At 46.8% G+C, this 17,338-nt stretch carries 13 protein-coding genes and 2 pseudogenes; 10 read left to right on the forward strand and 5 right to left on the reverse strand.

The genetic code is table 11. The annotated features are described in order from the left end of the window. Positions 1 to 240 precede the first annotated feature (240 nt). Together N7E60_RS16325 and N7E60_RS16330 are read right to left on the reverse strand one after the other, a co-directional pair. On the reverse strand, positions 241 to 777 hold the full coding sequence (locus N7E60_RS16325) for a hypothetical protein (protein WP_077641182.1): 537 nt from the start codon (positions 775 to 777) through the stop codon (positions 241 to 243). A gap of 74 nt (positions 778 to 851) precedes the next feature. Then, positions 852 to 1,307, reverse strand: coding sequence for a GNAT family N-acetyltransferase (locus N7E60_RS16330; RefSeq protein WP_077663549.1), 456 nt, complete (start codon positions 1,305 to 1,307; stop codon positions 852 to 854). Between the two features lie 342 nt (positions 1,308 to 1,649). Between N7E60_RS16330 and N7E60_RS16335 the strand changes: the two genes are divergently transcribed. Next, positions 1,650 to 2,606, forward strand: coding sequence for an IS110 family RNA-guided transposase (locus N7E60_RS16335; RefSeq protein ID WP_269597982.1), 957 nt, complete (start codon positions 1,650 to 1,652; stop codon positions 2,604 to 2,606). Between the two features lie 194 nt (positions 2,607 to 2,800). Continuing rightward, positions 2,801 to 3,597 (forward strand): IS5 family transposase gene (locus N7E60_RS16340; RefSeq protein ID WP_269597063.1). Its coding sequence is split into 2 segments (ribosomal slippage): positions 2,801 to 3,139 and positions 3,142 to 3,597, totalling 795 coding nucleotides; the frame shifts between segments, so codons are not numbered across the junction. Between the two features lie 5 nt (positions 3,598 to 3,602). Here N7E60_RS16340 and N7E60_RS16345 read toward each other — a convergent pair. Both N7E60_RS16345 and N7E60_RS16350 read right to left on the reverse strand, forming a co-directional pair. Then, positions 3,603 to 3,914 (reverse strand): annotated as a pseudogene (locus tag N7E60_RS16345) (GNAT family N-acetyltransferase); the annotation flags it as partial. Between the two features lie 100 nt (positions 3,915 to 4,014). Beyond that, a complete protein-coding gene (locus N7E60_RS16350) occupies positions 4,015 to 4,446 on the reverse strand; it encodes an acetyltransferase (RefSeq protein ID WP_077676466.1) in 432 nt (143 codons plus the stop codon). 581 nt (positions 4,447 to 5,027) lie between these two features. On the opposite strand from N7E60_RS16350, the gene N7E60_RS16355 reads away from it, so the two are divergent. Beyond that, on the forward strand, positions 5,028 to 6,791 hold the full coding sequence (locus tag N7E60_RS16355; protein ID WP_269598677.1) for an LVIVD repeat-containing protein: 1,764 nt from the start codon (positions 5,028 to 5,030) through the stop codon (positions 6,789 to 6,791). Positions 6,792 to 6,890: 99 nt separating this feature from the next. Here the strand turns inward: N7E60_RS16355 and aqpZ are convergent, their stop codons facing one another. Then, a complete protein-coding gene (gene aqpZ / locus N7E60_RS16360; RefSeq protein ID WP_269598678.1) occupies positions 6,891 to 7,583 on the reverse strand; it encodes an aquaporin Z in 693 nt (230 codons plus the stop codon). 277 nt (positions 7,584 to 7,860) lie between these two features. On the opposite strand from aqpZ, the gene N7E60_RS16365 reads away from it, so the two are divergent. The 7 genes and pseudogenes from N7E60_RS16365 (at position 7,861) to N7E60_RS16395 (ending at position 17,330) form a co-directional block, all read left to right on the forward strand. After that, entirely contained in the window at positions 7,861 to 9,864 is a 2,004-nt protein-coding gene (locus N7E60_RS16365) for a hypothetical protein (protein WP_269598679.1), read from the forward strand. 170 nt (positions 9,865 to 10,034) lie between these two features. Beyond that, complete coding sequence (locus N7E60_RS16370; RefSeq protein ID WP_269598680.1) at positions 10,035 to 11,147, forward strand: M23 family metallopeptidase; 1,113 nt, start codon at positions 10,035 to 10,037, stop codon at positions 11,145 to 11,147. Positions 11,148 to 11,541: 394 nt separating this feature from the next. After that, positions 11,542 to 13,377, forward strand: a complete 1,836-nt coding sequence (locus tag N7E60_RS16375; protein WP_269598681.1) for a M4 family metallopeptidase — start codon at positions 11,542 to 11,544, stop codon at positions 13,375 to 13,377. A gap of 285 nt (positions 13,378 to 13,662) precedes the next feature. After that, a pseudogene (locus N7E60_RS16380) lies at positions 13,663 to 14,400 on the forward strand (substrate-binding periplasmic protein). Between the two features lie 75 nt (positions 14,401 to 14,475). After that, a complete protein-coding gene (locus N7E60_RS16385; protein WP_269598682.1) occupies positions 14,476 to 16,029 on the forward strand; it encodes a methyl-accepting chemotaxis protein in 1,554 nt (517 codons plus the stop codon). Between the two features lie 27 nt (positions 16,030 to 16,056). Beyond that, positions 16,057 to 16,788, forward strand: a complete 732-nt coding sequence (locus N7E60_RS16390; protein ID WP_269598683.1) for a transporter substrate-binding domain-containing protein — start codon at positions 16,057 to 16,059, stop codon at positions 16,786 to 16,788. A gap of 74 nt (positions 16,789 to 16,862) precedes the next feature. Continuing rightward, positions 16,863 to 17,330, forward strand: coding sequence for a hypothetical protein (locus N7E60_RS16395; protein WP_269598684.1), 468 nt, complete (start codon positions 16,863 to 16,865; stop codon positions 17,328 to 17,330). Positions 17,331 to 17,338: the final 8 nt, after the last annotated feature.

The following is a 17,338-nucleotide window of genomic DNA, read 5'->3' on the forward strand; positions in this document are numbered from 1 at the left end:
CATATTCAGCGTATTCAGTTTTGATACCTTCTCTAGCATATGTGTCTAGCCAGACTTTAATGGACAATGCTGCTAACTTTACGCAATCGTCTTTTGTCGCTTCCCTAACCATTTCCCCTCCAAAACATAACGTTCGAATAACGGGCGTTTACTAGCCCAAACTGACTAAAATGCCTAAATCACAGCGTTTCTTTGAAAAATGCGTACGAATAGACGCGCGGATTCATTCGCTTGTTATGCTTAAATTTGCTCAATCACACCTCTCTTGACCGCCAGCTTTTTCAATAGTCCTTGTAGGTATGCTAAAGCGGAAAACGGAATGAATACTGAGTACAAAAAGTCCCCCCTAAGGTAGGCAGATAGCAGGATGCTCAATAGGCAGAAGAATGAAAATAGGAAAGATAACTTCTTCACTGAATCACCTTCACTCGGAAAGGTATCCAATGCTGTCTGTTGCGAGTACATAGTCCTAACTAGCGCTACGATAAACATCCAAGCAAAGAGAGAAGACTCCTGCAAGTAGTAATAGACCCAATTTAGATATTCCCAGTAAACCAAATAGGCGAAAGCACCTGATATAAGGTGCAAATTTGTCGCAAGTGCAATAGAGCTCATGCGCAACGAAAGGGAGTAAAAACAAAGTAGCAAAACCATGCTCGCCAAACCAACAGCATAGAACTGCTGCTCAATTGGTAGCTTATCTGCCTTGTACAAGAATCCAAAGACAATAATTGGCAGAAATTCAATGTACGAAAAAGCCTTTTTTATACTATCCATCCAGACCTCCATGCCAAGACTTGGTTTAACGCCTATAGCACGCGCGAGTTTACGAGTCGCCGTGCCTATTATTGTTAGTATTCTATTGATTTTACGTAAAGCATAGTCGGCAATCCATCCCAAAGGTCTTTAGTCTGGAACAATCTCTTAAAACCATAATTTTCGTAAAATGCTCTAGTTTTCTTATATCCTGGGTGCGGCACTTGATCACCCAATGTTTTGACATGAAGGAAGTCAAAGCCTTTCTCTTTGGCAAGATTTTCAGCAGAAAGCATCAGTTTCTTTCCTAAGCCTTTACGATGATTCTTTAAGCTTATTGCCATTGAATAAATTTCTGCTGTGGACTCGAAGTGCCAATCAATTGAAATAACGCCTTCAACTTGACCATCTACGATTGCGACGAACGCTCCATCTTCACTTAGTTGGTTTGCATAGTCGGAATTAATTTCTTCACTACCAAACCAGCCATCAAGCTCATTAAAAATTTCAAAACAGCGTGCTTTATATTCACTTTTATAAGGATGAATCATACACTTCCTAAAAATACTAACGCCCAATTAAGGGGTGAGCAACGCTACCACCCAACCTAAAGCATTGTACCGTAACCACTAAATTTGAAGTAGAAGCAAAAATGCCAAGCGTCCAGAATCCCTCTTAAATTGTTTGTATGGATAATCTCACCCGTATTTGGGTAAAGTGAGACCCAGGCTTTAGCTGCAACTAAAGCTTTCTAATGTGCAGTTCGATTGAACGCTGGCTCCTCTGTCGAGAGACCGATAACAAACATGAACGCACCTTAGAACTCCAAGCACCAAACTCGAATACTCGACTGGGTCTCGAACCCGTATTACGCAAACAAGAGTTAGCTTATTATGAATACTGCATCCAATCAAAACATCTACATCGGCGTCGATACCGGCAAAGCGCAACTCGACATCTACGTCAGACCAACTGCGCACTTCTTCTCTGTGCCAAACACTGATAAAGGCATTAAAGATGCATTGAAAATCATCAAGCCATATCAGCCTGAGCGCATCATCATTGAAGCCACTGGCCGATTAGAAATGCCCTTTGTGCTCGCGTGTATTGAAGCCAATTTACCCATCGTACGCGCCAACCCTGTGCACATTAAACGCTTCGCCGGCGCCATTGGCCGCAGAGCGAAAAATGACCGCTTAGATGCTGAGTTAATTGCACATTATGGCGACGCCATTAAGCCTGAAATCACCATTATCAAGGCGGAAAATATACGTCTAATGAGTGACTTAGTCATCAGGAGAAACCAGCTCCTATCTATGCAAACGATGGAAAAGAACCGCTTGCAGATACTGCCCAAAACCTTGCATTCAACCATCAAACCCATGCTCACTGCGATGAAAAATCAAATCACCAACATCGAACAAAAACTCGTGAAGTTGATTGAAGCATGCCCTGAATATCAGACTAAAAATACGCTCTTACAAAGCGTGCCTGGCATTGGCAGCATTGCGGCAGCATCTATCATCAGTAACGTCCCTGAGCTGGGCTATATAACTAACAAACAAGCGGCATCACTCATTGGTGTTGCACCCGTGACAAAAGAAAGTGGGCGATATAAAGGCAAACGAGTGATCCAAGGTGGACGTGCTCAAGTTCGTACCGTGTTATATATGGCGATGATGTCTGCGATGCAATGTAATCCTGTTTTTAAAGCGACGTATACCCGATTAGTCGCCGCTGGAAAGCCGAAAAAAGTCGCCATTATTGCCTGTGTGCGCAAGATGGTAGTGATCTTAAATTCGATGCTCAGAGACGGCGTGATGTGGGATAAAAATCTCGCTAAAATTTAGGATTGACGACATACTCGTTTGTTAGGTTTGTGATTTCCACTTCATTAGATGATAGCTTTCCGCACCATTGCCTGCCGTTTCGGCAATTGTAAAACCCTGAGATAAATAGAACTCAGTGGCATTGCTATTTTGACTAAGAACCTATCTCAATAGGTGTTGTCTGAGTAAATCAACACCTATTGAAAATACTGTAAATGAATTCGACACAATACCTAATCTCTGACGCCCTTTGGGCAAAAATTGAGCCGCTTTTACCAATCCACAAGACGAACCATCCTCTAGGAACACATCGAAAGAGAGTCGATAATCGTGATGCTATGAACGGCATCCTCTTTGTTCTCAGAACTGGTTGTCAGTGGAATGCGCTTAACGCGACAGGTATTTGTTCCTCTAGCTCTGCACATCGTCGTTTTCAAGAGTGGCGAGATGCAGGAGTCTTTGAGCGATTTTGGCAAAATGGCCTGATTTACGAAGGGGTTGATTGGAGTTCCATATCAATGGACGGGTGCCAAACTAAAGCACCTTTAGCTGGCTCAAAAAAACAGGTAAGAACCCAACAGACCGTGCGAAACAAGGCGTAAAACGCAGTTTGTTGACGGATGCGAATGGATTGCCACTGGCTGTTGTTAGCGATGGCGCAAACGTCCACGACATTAAGCTGGTACTTCAAACATTAGATGCACTAGAGTGTTATCGGCCGCCGCTGAAAGTACCTTTGTACCTAGACAAAGGTTATACAGGCCAGTGGTTACATGATGAACTGGTTGCTTTGAACTACATTCCCCATGTTCAATCACGTGCTGAAGAGGCCGCGAGCTTGAAGCAATCGGATGATTTTAAGGCTCATCGTTGGGTTGTGGAGCGAACTCATAGCTGGCTAAACCGTTATCGTAGATTGCTTGTTCGTTGGGAAAAGAAAATCGAAAACTACGAGGCCATGTTGCATTTTGCTTGTGGCCTCATTGTTTGGAATAAATCCCTTTTGGGATAGGTTCTAAGACACTTGAGGCTTAAGCTTGGATACCGTTGTTTGGCGAGGTCTAGCAGTTTTAGTCCCACACCGCCACGTAGCTTACGAGGACTAACAAACAGATGGTGAATGAAGTTTTCAGGTGCCCAAATTGAGACAAAACCGACGACTTTGTTTGATTCAATTGCCACCCAAATACTTTCACCCTCTGTATCCCGCTCAAAATCTGATAGGTCAAATTCAACTGTATCCAACCATGTAAAAGTCGCTAGTCGTGATTCTAGATACAGCTTCTCTACAGCATTTAAATGATGAGATTGAAATCTTATTATTTCCATGAACTTACCAACAAACCTAACGCCCGCAGCATGCGCGGCTTTGTAGTGAAGGCGAAGCCGCAACGGAAAAGACGTCGCCGTGCCTGGCTTTGTTAAATTTTTATAGCGCCATATGCAACAGCGGATAAGGCTTACCCTGACCATCGACTGGCGACCGACCAGTCACTTTAAAGCCAATATGCTGATAAAAACCTACCGCCTGTTCATTCTGCTCGTTTACATCGACCTTTGATGCTCCCTGCTCTTTGATAGCATGAACCGCCAACATGGCACCAATGCCTTTTCCGCGTGCATCAGGTGAGATGAACAACATCTCAATATTACCGTCATGTACTCCACAGAATCCCTGAATTTCACCGTTACCGTTTTTAGCGCACCTTAAATCAACTGCTTCAAAATACTGCCCCAGAATTAACGGCTTTAACTCCTGTAGATCATCTTCAGACAGAAAATCATGCGTTGCCCTGACCGACGCTTCCCAGACTTCTATCAGCTTAAGGTGATCTGCTTTTTCTACGATCTCAATATTCATCACTAAACCCGATTGAAAATTTAACATTGTATTAGTGCGCATGCTCGATTTCTCAAAATCGTTATACGCAGCTTTTATTACCTAAATCACTGTTATAAACAGCATTTATCGCTTGTGGGTTTTGTCTATTTTCCGAGAAAGTGTGCATGCCGCCTATCTCTGGTGACACGTTCACATTATCACCACGCGTACTTTCCTAATTTATTGATTATGCTTACTTTCTGTTTTCGTATTCTGGGATAGTGTGAATAAGCGCCGACAAAGCGTGCACTCAAATGGCGTGCTTCCGCCGATAAGCTGGTTATCTATCTCGTATTTCCCACGCTACCGCTGATCAGTTCTCGGTACCTAACTCACCTTTTCCGTCAGCGTTGTCCGGTTAGCTTATCAAAGCCATGCTGATTTTTTCGTGCTTAATTGTCCAAAATGTTAGCGACAGCAGGTTTTGTGCGGGGGCATGGCTGAAATGGCTTTGCCTACAAAAACAATAGGATCAGGGGTTTATCGCAGTATTTTTATGAAACCAATTTAATATATGGCGGGTATTGGTCTATTTCCCCACACAACACGGAGACGTTGTTATGCGACATCACGCCATATACAAGCAGGGGTGGCGATCCCTTTTCGCACTTTTATCCACCACCTTCGCGCTATCGGCAACAGGCGCTGAAGGCATTCAAGATACCATTCATGATCCTTGGCTTAAAAAGGTTGTCGCGTTAACAGGAAACCACAAGCCCGGCGATCCGGATCCTACTAGCTATGGCATGGACCCAAAAACGGGTCAGTTTATTCATCCTGAGCGGACCTACCATGCCTACTCACCCAAGCCTTTTGACGGTTTACTCGATTATTGGGATGACAAAACGTATAGCAAAAATATGACGGTCGAGGCCTATTACCCCATCACGGTTGAGCCCTTCCACACGTGGCAAAATATTGTCGATTTTGATGGCAGGCGGTATCTGTATCAGTATGTGCGACGCGATCTAAAGATCTTTGATATTACAAACCCAAAAGATCTGAAGTTGTTGTATACCCGCGGTAAGCAATGGGGGCCAAATGGGCCTCAAGGGGAAGAAGTGAACCCCTATCCCACTGGTGATATGTTTGGCGCGGCCAGCATACAGTGGAGCGAGGCTCGACAGAATTATGTGATGGTGCAGGCCTTTGAGATCCGTCGCTTCGGGCTGTTGAAAGATAAATTTACCCAGCCGGAAAAAGTCGCACAAATCCGTCATGCCAAGCATTTAAAAGGATTTAAGGTGTATGACATGCATGGCCCACTTCCTGACCAATGGACATTAATCGCAGAGCGAAGCACCGATATTAACCACCCAGACGCTAAGGTAGGTGAACAACAAGGGTCGGGCGTGCGCGATATTCCCACTTGGTTTGGGGGAAAGACCATGATTGTTGCGGCCGCCCCCGATGCCAGTTATGCATTAACTGAATATGGCAATGATTTATATTCTGCGGGTTATCAATCGTGGGATATGTCTGATCCGGCCAATCCAGTATTTATGGATCAATTGGCAGTGCCAGGACAAGTTCTTAGCGATCCCGCACATCAAAAAGCATATCTCGGCAACCCACGGGCTGGGAATCGTACCTCTTGGATGGGCGCTCGTATGTCGCTATTCATTCCTACACCGGTCGAAGAAGGCGGGAAATATGGCTATGCCGCGATGGGCGGGCTTGGTTTCTATGTGGTGGATATTTCCAATCCAGCGCAGATGAAAGTCGTCAGTCACCTCGAGTTTGAGCCCAGTGTCGCGGGGACGGAGGGCGACTATATCGATGTATCACAAGTCGAACAAACAGGCCTCGTCTACTTTAGCGGTTATCCGCTTAATGAGGAGTGTTTTGAACCCTATAAAGACGTGCATATTATTGATGTGTCGGATCCCGCTCAACCAAAAAAAGTCGGCGTTTTACCACGTCCAATTCCGCCAAAAGAGGCTGCTTTTGCGGATTTTTGTCAACGTCGCGGCAGCTTCGGGCCAAAACGTACCGGTGCTTACACCCAGCCCGGTATCGGTCGCCAAGGTATTCTTCCCTATAATTTTTATAACGCTGGCCTGCAGGTGTTCGATGTTCGTGACCCACAACAACCTGCGATTGCGGCGTACTTCGTGCCCCCGTTCAAGGAAGATGACGTTGCCAGTTATGCGATGGGGAATTTGTCACACAGTGTCTATGTGGAATATGACCGTAACTTATTTTGGCTATTCACTAATCATGGGATATACGTTCTCTCTTCGCCGGTATTAGGCCAGCCATCCTTTGCACCGCCTAAGCAAGCCTGGCCACCTCGTCCTGCCAGTGTGCGTGATTCCCAATAAATGCTTGTCACATAAAGGAATAAGATGTCGCCGGTTCGTCGGCGACATCTTTTCAGTCGTAAGGCCTCGTTTGGCCCGCCGTCGAGCGTCGGACCAAACTCATGATTCTTTTTCGTTACCGATAAAGCGGTATACGAAGGCGCCTAATATCGCGCCAGCGATGGGGGCAATCCAGAATAACCACAATTGTGCAGTGGCCCAATCGCCCACGTAAAGCGCGACACCTGTACTACGGGCCGGGTTCACCGAGGTGTTAGTCACGGGAATACTAATAAGGTGGATCAACGTCAAACACAGCCCAATGGCAATCGGTGCAAAACCTTGAGGGGCGCGTTGGTCGGTGGCACCGAGAATCACCACCAAAAACATCATGGTCATCACCACTTCCGAGATCAGCGCCGAGGTTAAGCTGTACTGGCCCGGTGAATGCGCACCATAACCATTCGCGGCAAATCCATTCGAGACATCAAATCCGGCTTGTCCACTCGCAATCAGATACAACACGCCACCAGCCGCTAAGCCACCTAAGACTTGGGCAATAATGTAAGGGAGCAGTTGATTGGCGGGGAAACGCCCTCCCGCCCATAGGCCAATGGACACCGCAGGATTAAGGTGACAACCGGAAATATGTCCAATGGCAAACGCCATCGTTAAGACGGTAAGACCAAAGGCAAGCGATACGCCGAGTAATCCAATCCCCACCTCTGGAAACGCTGCCGCCAATACTGCACTGCCACACCCGCCCAAGACTAACCAAAATGTTCCAAAAAACTCTGCACCATACTTATTCATCCGTGTCTCCTTTTTTTGACTCGCATGACTAATAATGTGATGAGTATAGGCACACATTGCGTGACATGTGTGAATATGCACGCACGATCATGCGGGATTTCCTTGTTTTCACTGTTTATAACTCACCACGATGTATTCCCCGAAAAGACATGAAGCGACAGGGGGATAATAGAAGCAACGCTTATGTGCCATACTGCCAATGAGCGCTTTTGCTTCCCCCTGCTTTCTCGCTCTTGTAGACTACGCGCGCGTTTATTATCGACTGATAAGAAAATCTATGCCTGCAATAACACCGGCTTTTAAAGTGATAGACGGTTTTTCTCTGTGTGAAACAGACACAGAGCGTCTTAATGTATTTTTTACTTATCTTCGTGAAGGTGAGCCCGAACTCGCAGAATTGCGCCTTGAGCAGCTTGTCCTTGCCCTTGCCAACTCCCCCTCTCAGGCATCGTTGTTTGCGAACAGTATTTGCAATGAAGCCAAAACCATTAAGCTGTCTCCGGCTTTTGTCCAATTGGGCATATTTTCTAAAAATGGATTGGTGACGGAAATCTTTCGCCGCCTGTACAACAAGATCAATCCGCCACCCAAGCGCTGCAATGATATCAACGACTTATTAAGCTATTTCGTTGGTGGCGAAGACAAGGTTTGGGTGAATGCGATTTCGTCTAAGTGCTGGTTTAAGCTCTACCGCTTGCTGGTGAAAAGTGCATCCCCTGAAGCCATTCGCACCACTGGCGAATACATTAAAAGTGAGCTTTGTTATTCGCTGGAAATGTTAGCGATTTGGATTGCGGCGGAAGAGCTCGATCCTGAGTTACTTCGTATCGATCGCCGTTTAAACGAAGTGGACTCGCCGTTTATTGCCCTGCAGCGCGAAACCAGTCAATTAGTGGCGACTATCAAAGAGGGCGAGATTGATTCGGTGGATACCGCGCATTTCTGGGTAATGATTGAGCAGTGCCAGCTTCAAGTAAAACGGATCCGCACCCGTGGGATCAGCCAATTTGGCTTCTCAACACACGCGTCACACATGCTTGAGCGTTTAGATCAAACCCTCAACCGCATGGTGCTCTTATTTCAAATCCTTGATTTTCGTCACCCACATCAAAAGGCACGCTGTGTCCTGAATTTGTGGCAACAATTGCTCACCTCAGTCACGGAGCGCAACAGCGTGCGTGCCATCTATCGCAAAAGCACACGCACCTTCTCGCAAAGCGTGACGCAAAACAAAAGCAATCATGGTGAGCACTATATTGCCAAAACGAAAAAGGATTATATCAATATTCTGAAGGGCGCGTGCGGCGCGGGCGTGATTATAGCCCTGCTTGCGTGGGTAAAGATCTACATTGATACACTGCAATTGTCGCCGTTTAAAAGCGCCTTTCTGGTCAGTTTAAATTACGGTGTCGGCTTTATGCTGGTGCATGTGCTGCATTTTACGATTGCGACCAAGCAACCGGCCATGACAGCGGCGAATTTTGCTGCCCATGTTGAGAAGAATAAGCAAGGGCGAACCCGAAGTAAAAAGCTCGCCCGCTTGTTGATCGATGTAAATCGCTCCCAGTGGTTCGCCGTGTGGGGCAATATTGTCGCAGCCATTAGCTGTAGTGTGCTGGTCAGTTGGGCGTTTATGCATTTTTTCAGCGATGCGTTGTTGTCACCCGAGCAAATTGACTATCAAAAACAGTCTATTATGCCTTTCAGTGGCATGGCATGGCTCTACGCCGCGATTGCTGGTGTGTGGCTGTTTCTATCTGGGATCATTACGGGCATTCTAGATAATCGCGCTGACTACATTGAATTGAAAGATCGCCTTGTCGCCCATCCACTCATGCGCATTGTGCCTGAGTCACGGCGTGAGAAGGTCGCCTTTTATATTCACGATAATTACGGCGCTTTGGGCGGCAACCTTATCTTTGGCTTTTTGCTCGGCATGACCAGTTATGTGGGTTACTTAATCGATGTTCCCTTGGATATTCGCCATGTCGCCTTCTCTTCCGCCAATATTGGTTACGCGCATGTGAGCGATTTTCACGGTGTGTTGGCCTTTCTTTCTAGCCTATTCTTTGTGCTGATGATTGGGTTTATCAACCTGTGGGTGAGCTTCGGATTGGCCTTATTTGTGGCACTTCGCTCACGCAGTTGTGAGCTCGACATCAAGTCCGTACGCACCGCTGTATTTAACCAAGTTAAGCAACATCCTGCTTGTTTGTTTTGGCCACAAAACACCGCACCGATGGCTAAAAACTCACCACCCAACCACAAACGGACACCCTAGTTATTTTTCTGTGATGCAGGCTATTTATCGGCCTGCATCACAGCCTTCATGTGCTACGTGCAAACAATTACACGCACGCTTTCTACGCACTCGCAACATCAACCAAATGACTAGATAAATAGACGCCTCTTGCCAAGCTTACTTTTCATTAAATGAAAGGAGAGCTAGTCATGTTTCGTTTATCTCGTCTCGTACTCGCCTGCTTGATGGTGAGCACTAGCGCTGCGCACGCACATACTTTGATCGCAAACCATACACCCATGCGTTCGGCTGCTGTTTTAGAGGACGTTGGGGTGCCAAACCAGCTTGTCACCGAAACCGATCTGCTCTTTCAACCGCGTCGTCACCCATTTAACATTGATGATTTTCTCGCCGAGCAATTGCCACACTGGCAACCGGTGAGCGAAGCTATTATGCATTGGAGCGGAGCGTCAGGGATTGAACCACGTATATTGATCACCACCCTCATCACCAATGCGCCGGAGTTAGAGCAGGATATCACCCTCGATCGGATCAGCGAACTGAAGTTGCTACAGGCCATCGAGCAAACCGCATCCACGTTGTCCGCTTTGCTTTATCAGCCCAACACGCAGACCTCTAATGCCACGCTGGGACATGCCACACAGACTCTTGTCAGCACTCTCCATTCTCCGAGTGACTGGCAGACATGGCAAACACGCTACCAAGCGTGGTTTGGTGATCAAAAGCCACTTGGTCAATACACCCTCTCATCACGCAGCTTGGTTGCACCACCTGCAGGGTTTATGCAATGGCCGTGGCGACAAGGCTACGCCTGGATCCCAAATGGCCCACATGCCCATTCAGGATCCGGTTTTCCGCTTTCTTCTATTGATGTCTCTTATGATTGGCCGCAATGGGGAGGCACAACTTACAGTGTGACTGCCGCCCACGATGGTTATGTCACCGTACTATCACGCTGCCAAGTGCGGGTCACTAACGATAATGGTTGGGCAACCAACTACTATCACATGGACGGCATTCAAGTACGCAACAATCAGTGGGTGGGCAAAAACACAAAACTCGGCACCTACGCCAGCCAGCGTTCTGTGGCGTTGTGCCAAGGAGGCTCCTCGACCGGACCTCACTTACATTTCTCGTTACTCAAAAATGGTCGTTTCGTCTCCATGCAGGATGCGGTATTAGGCAGTTATCGTATACAAACGGGCCGCTATAGCTACGATAACGACTGTCGTTATACGTGGCTTACTCAAACGCAAACCGGGAATAAAGTGTGTCTATGGCGTCGTATTACCAACCCGTAACGGCATGAATCTCTGTGTTCGTTCCGCTTTTAATACTGACATAAAGGTCACTTAATTTGTGGCCTTTATCTTTATTTTACATAACAAAAACATTCATAAAACTTGCGGATAACCTCTCAAAACAAAACAGTCATTTATTCTGTACGCTTTTTTTGTCACTTAATTATTAATAGATAATAATATCGATTAAAATCAGAAACATAAAACGAGACCTCTATCTCATAAACATCATAAAAACCCACCTTTTTGTAACAAAATCCATACAAGCAAAAAACAAAAAGCCTTGTAAATATTGTTATCTATAAGCCACGTTTGATGGACGAGCAGCGCGCTCGTCTTCCTATTAAGCCGTTGGGGAGAAAGGAATCTTTCAACAAAAAATAGGGCAATAAAAATGAAATTATCCAAGTTGACTTGGTTAGTCACCACAGGGGTTTTTGCAAGCACACCCGCACTTAGCGCAGAGCTAATTAATGTGACCGATGACACCGTTCTGAGTCAGGTTCTCGACCAACCAATCGGTGTATACGCCCCAATGGGCTCGTCAGCCAACCCGCTAGGTTTTAAAGAAGTAAAACGCGTCACGCTGCCTAACGGAAAAGTCAAAGTACGCTATCAGCAAACCTACCAAGGCGTTCCTGTACTGGATACCAATGTGGTTGCTACTGAAAAAGCCGGAAAACGCAGCAATGTTTACGGCACTATGGCACAAGGCCTTACTGAAGACATCATGACAGTCGCGCCTGCATTGAATAGCCAAGATGCCTTAGGGGCTGCGAAGGCACACTTCACACAGAGCCAGACCACTCTCACTGCCGCTCCCTTTGAAAATGAGAACACCAACCTGGTCGTTCAACTCGATGAAAATCAAAAAGCACAGCTCGTGTATATCGTGGATTTCTTCGTCGCCGCAGAAGAGCCTAAGCGTCCTTTCTATATGGTTGATGCGGAAACCGGTGAAATCATCAGCCAGTGGGATGGGATCAATCATGCAACCGCCGGTGGTACCGGTCCAGGGGGTAATGAAAAGACGGGCCAATATCTGTATGGCACTGATTATGATGACTTCCCCGTCGATAAAGTGGGCGATGTGTGTACCATGGAAACCGACAACGTCAAAACGGTTAACCTGAACCACGGCACATCAGGCACTGACGCGTTTACATACCCATGTCCGGATGGCACCAACTACAACGATACAAAATACACTAACGGCGCATACTCCCCGCTGAATGATGCGCATTACTTTGGTCATGTCGTTTTCAATATGTACAAAGATTGGATGAACACGGCGCCATTGACCTTCCAGTTGACGATGCGTGTCCACTACAGCAAGGATTATGAAAATGCCTTCTGGAATGGTAGCTCAATGACGTTCGGTGATGGTCAATCAACGTTTTATCCATTGGTTGATATCAATGTTAGCGCCCACGAAGTCAGTCACGGTTTCACGGAGCAAAACTCTGGACTGGTATACCGCAACATGTCGGGCGGTATTAACGAAGCATTCTCTGATATCGCCGGTGAAGCGGCTGAGTTCTACATGCATGGCGACGTAGACTGGATTGTCGGTGCGGATATCTTCAAAGGTTCGGGCGGTTTACGTTACTTTGAACAGCCTTCTCGCGACGGCAAATCGATTGACCATGTCGATCAATACTACTCAGGCATGAACGTGCACTATTCAAGCGGTGTCTTTAATCGTGCCTTCTACCTCCTTGCTAACAAGCCAAATTGGGATGTCCGCAAAGGTTTTGAAGTCTTCACCGTTGCCAACCAACTGTACTGGACAGCCAATAGTACATTTGATGAAGGTGGTTGTGGTGTCGTTAAGGCCGCAAAAGATCTCAACTACAACGAATCCGATGTGGTTTCAGCCTTTAATACCGTCGGTGTTAACACCTCTGCTTGCTCTGATGACAACACAGACTCGGTGTTACGCCCTAACGAGCCAAAAACCGGTTTGAGTGGTAGCCGTGGTTCTTCTGAGCTATTCACTTTTACTGTTGACAGCAACCGTTCGGTAAACGTCACCATGAGTGGCGGAACAGGCGATGCCGACTTATATGTAAAAGCCGGTAGCGCCCCCACCACAAGCGATTGGGACTGCCGTCCTTTTGAATATGGCAATGAAGAATCATGCACTGTCAACGCACAAGCTGGTGAAACCTACCATGTCATGGTGCGCGGCTACTCAAACTACTCGGGTGTGAGCTTGGTTCGCAACTAATCGCTCGCCGTCCTCAGCGCCGCTTTCCAAAGCGGCGCTTTTTTGTCCATCATTTATCTAAAAAGCGCTAACTTTATAGACAACCCTTGATGTGCTTAGTTTTTTGCACACCAAACGCTATCTTTCTTTGTTAATAAGAGCATCACATAAACCCAACAAAACCATAACCTTAATGTCAATTTTGTTTGGAGAACAGCCAAGCCAAAACGTTAAATATCGATCATTTTTCTCAGCGTTTTTTTTGTCGTCTATGCTGATATAAGCACTCAAAAAATCGGAGGAACTATGCTCAAGCATTTGTTCACCATGGCATTCTCGGTTTGTATTCTGGCCTCTGCGACCGTACGTGCAGACGTACTCACCATGCCATCCCTTGATTGGCCGCCCTATTCCGGAAAAAGCCTACCCGAACAAGGTGCATCAGTCGCGGTGGTTAGGGCAGCAGTTGAAGCAATGGGCCATGAGCTCAATGTTGAGTTTTATCCTTGGTCTCGCACCGTATACTTGGTCAAAAACGATGCCCAATATGCTGGATATTTCCCCGAATATTACTACGAAACTGACGAATTACTCTTTTCCGATCCGATAGGAACCGGCCCCCTCGGTTTTGTCGAAAACACCAATCAACCGATTGAATGGTCCTCATTGGATGATCTGGCTTCACACACGATAGGCGTGGTGCGAGGCTATGTGAACACGCCAGAGCTGGATGCGCGGATTGCCAATGGCACGCTTAAATCGTCTGCTGTGACGAACGACACCCAAATTTACAGAAAGTCGGCCGCGAACGCCTGCCGCTGGCGATCGTCGATGCCAACGTGCTGGCTTACCTCAAAGAAAATGACCCTGCACTGAGTGCCGTGAAAAACAAGCTACAGATGAACAAGAAGCTTCTTGTCGACAAAAAAACTCTACATTGCCTTTGCCGACAATGAAGAGGGACGAAAATGGCGTGACATCGTCAATGAAGGCCTGAAAAAAATTGATATCGAACAGATTATGCAAAGCCACCTAGGCAACTAGGAGGCGCTGCACCAAAGTTAAGTGGGAAAGCACTGCTGTACCACTGGGCGTGGAAATAGATGGAAGATGAACGCTATGTTTAAAAGTCTGAAAGCAATATTTGTAACGCAAGTAGTTATTGCTGTTTCGGTAGTGTTGGGGATATCAAGTTACATTGATTACCAAAGCACCAAGCAGGAACTCCATAGCGCACTTGTCGCCACAGTGGACAACGCAACCAATCGTATGAAGCTGAGCTTGCCCAAAGCAATTTGGGATTTTGACCTTGAAGCGGCCAAGCTCTCGATCTCCGCCGAGTTAAAAGCCCCCGACATCAAAGGCGTTCGGGTGTTAGATAACCAAGGCGAAGCCATCCTGTTTTTACGCCTCGGCCCTCTCTCAGAAGATGGAGAAAAGCGTCCTCCCGTCGATATTGGCGCCGATCAGCAGGCTTACTATGAAGCCATGCCTAAAGAAGAGAGTGAACTGTCTTTCACCGAGTACGGGGAGACTAACAAAGTCGGTACGGTACAGGTATTTTATAACACTGACCGCTTAGAAGCGGCCCTCGCCGATACCCTGTATCGCAATATTATCGAGCTGCTTGTACTTGATGCGGTGATGATTGTGTTTTTGATCTTAGCCCTGACCGCGACCGTGGTAAAACCACTTAACGATCTCACCGAACGCGTCCGCGAGCTAGCGAGTGGCGATGGCGATCTTTCTAAAGTGATCCCGGAACCCAAATATAAAGAATTCGCGAAGATCACCGAGCACATCAATCACTTTACAGCTTCGTTGCGCGAAATCGTCAACGAAGTGACGCAGGCTTCAATCAATTTGGCTGAAGTCGCAGCACAAAGCGGACAGATGGCACGGACAAACGCCGAACGCCTCGAGCAACAAAAACAAAGCCTTTCTACGGTTGCAGCAGCAGCGACTGAGATGAATCAATCGATTGCAACCGTTGCAGATACCGCGAACGACGCTGCAACCCATGCGCAGGGAGCGACCGATTTGGTCAATCAGGTGTATCACACCATCGAAAGCTCTGCGTCTGAGATCATCAACATGCGTTCTGAGATGGAAAACGTCAACGCCGAAATGCACAAGCTACTAGAGGAAGGCGAGAAGATCTCCGATGTGGTGAACGTAATTAATGATATTTCCGAGCAAACCAACCTACTCGCGCTCAACGCCGCCATTGAGGCAGCGCGCGCCGGCGAGCAAGGTCGCGGTTTCGCGGTGGTTGCCGATGAAGTGCGTAGTCTCTCGGTTAAAACCAGCGAATCGACCGAGCAAATTCAATCCAACATCAAATCATTGAGCGAAGCGACTGAGTCAGTGGAGAAAGAGATCAAACGTATCGGTAGTATCCTAGAAAGCACTGCGGGTCGCGTCTCTGAGTCACAAGAGTCGGTCAGCCAAGTGCGCGAAACTATCACCGATATTTCCGAGCGTAGTGGACAAATCTCGCAAGCAACTGACGAACAACGTCAAGCCATTGATGAAGTCAGTCAAGCGATCAACGAAGCGTCAGACGCCACGAATTATGTGACCGAAGGTGCGCAAGATAACGCGGCTCGAACAGACAAAGTGCTGGAGCTGAGTGAAAACATTAAAGGACAGATGGGTAAATTTAAAACATAACAATCTGGTACATCACAAGGAGCGACAATGAAAAAGATATTTACAGTTGGCTTACTGTTTCTTTTGATGGCACCAGGGGTAATGGCGCGCACATTAACCGCCGCCCAAGACCCTTGGCCGCCGTTTGTGACAACCGATGCCTCCATGCCCGGTATCTCGGTTGAGCTATTAACAGAAGCGATGAAAACGCAAGGCTATGACGTTGAGTTCAAAATTATGCCTTGGGCCCGCGCACTCGATTCGGTGAGTAAAGGCACCATCGATTTGCTGCCGGCCACTTGGTACACCGAAGCTCGCACTGATTTTTTACACTACAGCGATTCTTATCTCATCAATGAGCTGACATTTATCAAGCGCGCCGGTGACAGCTTCCAATTTTCCGATCTTAGTGGGCTACAAGGTAAAACAATTGGTATCATCCGTGATTATGGGTATGGCGATGCGTTTCTTGCCTCAGACAGTTTTGATAAACCAGAGGCGAATAACTTAGTCACAAATTTGAAGAAATTACTCGCTAATCGGATCGATCTCACCCTTGAAGACAGGGTTGTCGCGCTGTCCGTGATGAAAGAAGAAGGTATGGACGCAAATGCGTTTGCGTTTACGAATAAGGCCCTGTCATCGAAACCGCTTCACGTCACCTCCGGTAAAGCGAATCCAGACGGTGCGCTATTTATTAATGCCTATAACAAAGGACTCGAAGCAATAAAAGCCAACGGGACATTCGATAAAATCGTTGAAAAATATGGCATTAAGTGATCGAAAGTAAAAATATCGGATACACTAAAAGAAGGGGTGCACCAGCCCCTTCTTTTTTATTTGTAGGGTGTGCGATGCTTTTTCAGCGACAGTTCAATCGATGGTTTTTAGTGTTTACATTAGGCTTTACTCTACTTGCTGGACTAGCCGTTGTCAGCACGCATAATTATATCATTGAACAAGTGATTAAAGACGAGAAAGAAGACATCAATCGAAAGGCCACACTCATTCGCTCCCGTATTGAAGCGGCGATATTTAGAGACACTTACCTCGCCGATAGCCTTGCGACCGTTGTCGCGATTGACCCCGAGTTTGCCATGGCAAGTTGGGATGACGTTGCCGGTAAACTCCTCACCAAAGCCAGTTATGTCAGAAACGTTGGGCTTGCACCTAACGATGTGATTAGCCATGTCTACCCACTAAAGGGAAATGAAGCAGCCATAGGGCTCGATTTCCGCGCTCGGCCGGAACAGTATCGAACAAATCAAAAAAAGAGATCCACACACCTCTTTTTTATCTTGGATAAGCGTAGCGCTCAATAACGATTGGT

It is taken from the genome of Salinivibrio proteolyticus (genome assembly GCF_027286365.1).
Lineage (GTDB): Bacteria > Pseudomonadota > Gammaproteobacteria > Enterobacterales > Vibrionaceae > Salinivibrio > Salinivibrio proteolyticus.

Coding starts and splice junctions, on each gene's coding strand:
- N7E60_RS16325 (WP_077641182.1), bottom strand. CDS start 777: ATGGATAGTATAAAAAAGGCTTTTTCGTACATTGAATTTCTGCCAATT.
- N7E60_RS16330 (WP_077663549.1), bottom strand. CDS start 1,307: ATGATTCATCCTTATAAAAGTGAATATAAAGCACGCTGTTTTGAAATT.
- N7E60_RS16335 (WP_269597982.1), top strand. CDS start 1,650: ATGAATACTGCATCCAATCAAAACATCTACATCGGCGTCGATACCGGC.
- N7E60_RS16350 (WP_077676466.1), bottom strand. CDS start 4,446: ATGAATATTGAGATCGTAGAAAAAGCAGATCACCTTAAGCTGATAGAA.
- N7E60_RS16355 (WP_269598677.1), top strand. CDS start 5,028: ATGCGACATCACGCCATATACAAGCAGGGGTGGCGATCCCTTTTCGCA.
- aqpZ (WP_269598678.1), bottom strand. CDS start 7,583: ATGAATAAGTATGGTGCAGAGTTTTTTGGAACATTTTGGTTAGTCTTG.
- N7E60_RS16365 (WP_269598679.1), top strand. CDS start 7,861: ATGCCTGCAATAACACCGGCTTTTAAAGTGATAGACGGTTTTTCTCTG.
- N7E60_RS16370 (WP_269598680.1), top strand. CDS start 10,035: ATGTTTCGTTTATCTCGTCTCGTACTCGCCTGCTTGATGGTGAGCACT.
- N7E60_RS16375 (WP_269598681.1), top strand. CDS start 11,542: ATGAAATTATCCAAGTTGACTTGGTTAGTCACCACAGGGGTTTTTGCA.
- N7E60_RS16385 (WP_269598682.1), top strand. CDS start 14,476: ATGTTTAAAAGTCTGAAAGCAATATTTGTAACGCAAGTAGTTATTGCT.
- N7E60_RS16390 (WP_269598683.1), top strand. CDS start 16,057: ATGAAAAAGATATTTACAGTTGGCTTACTGTTTCTTTTGATGGCACCA.
- N7E60_RS16395 (WP_269598684.1), top strand. CDS start 16,863: ATGCTTTTTCAGCGACAGTTCAATCGATGGTTTTTAGTGTTTACATTA.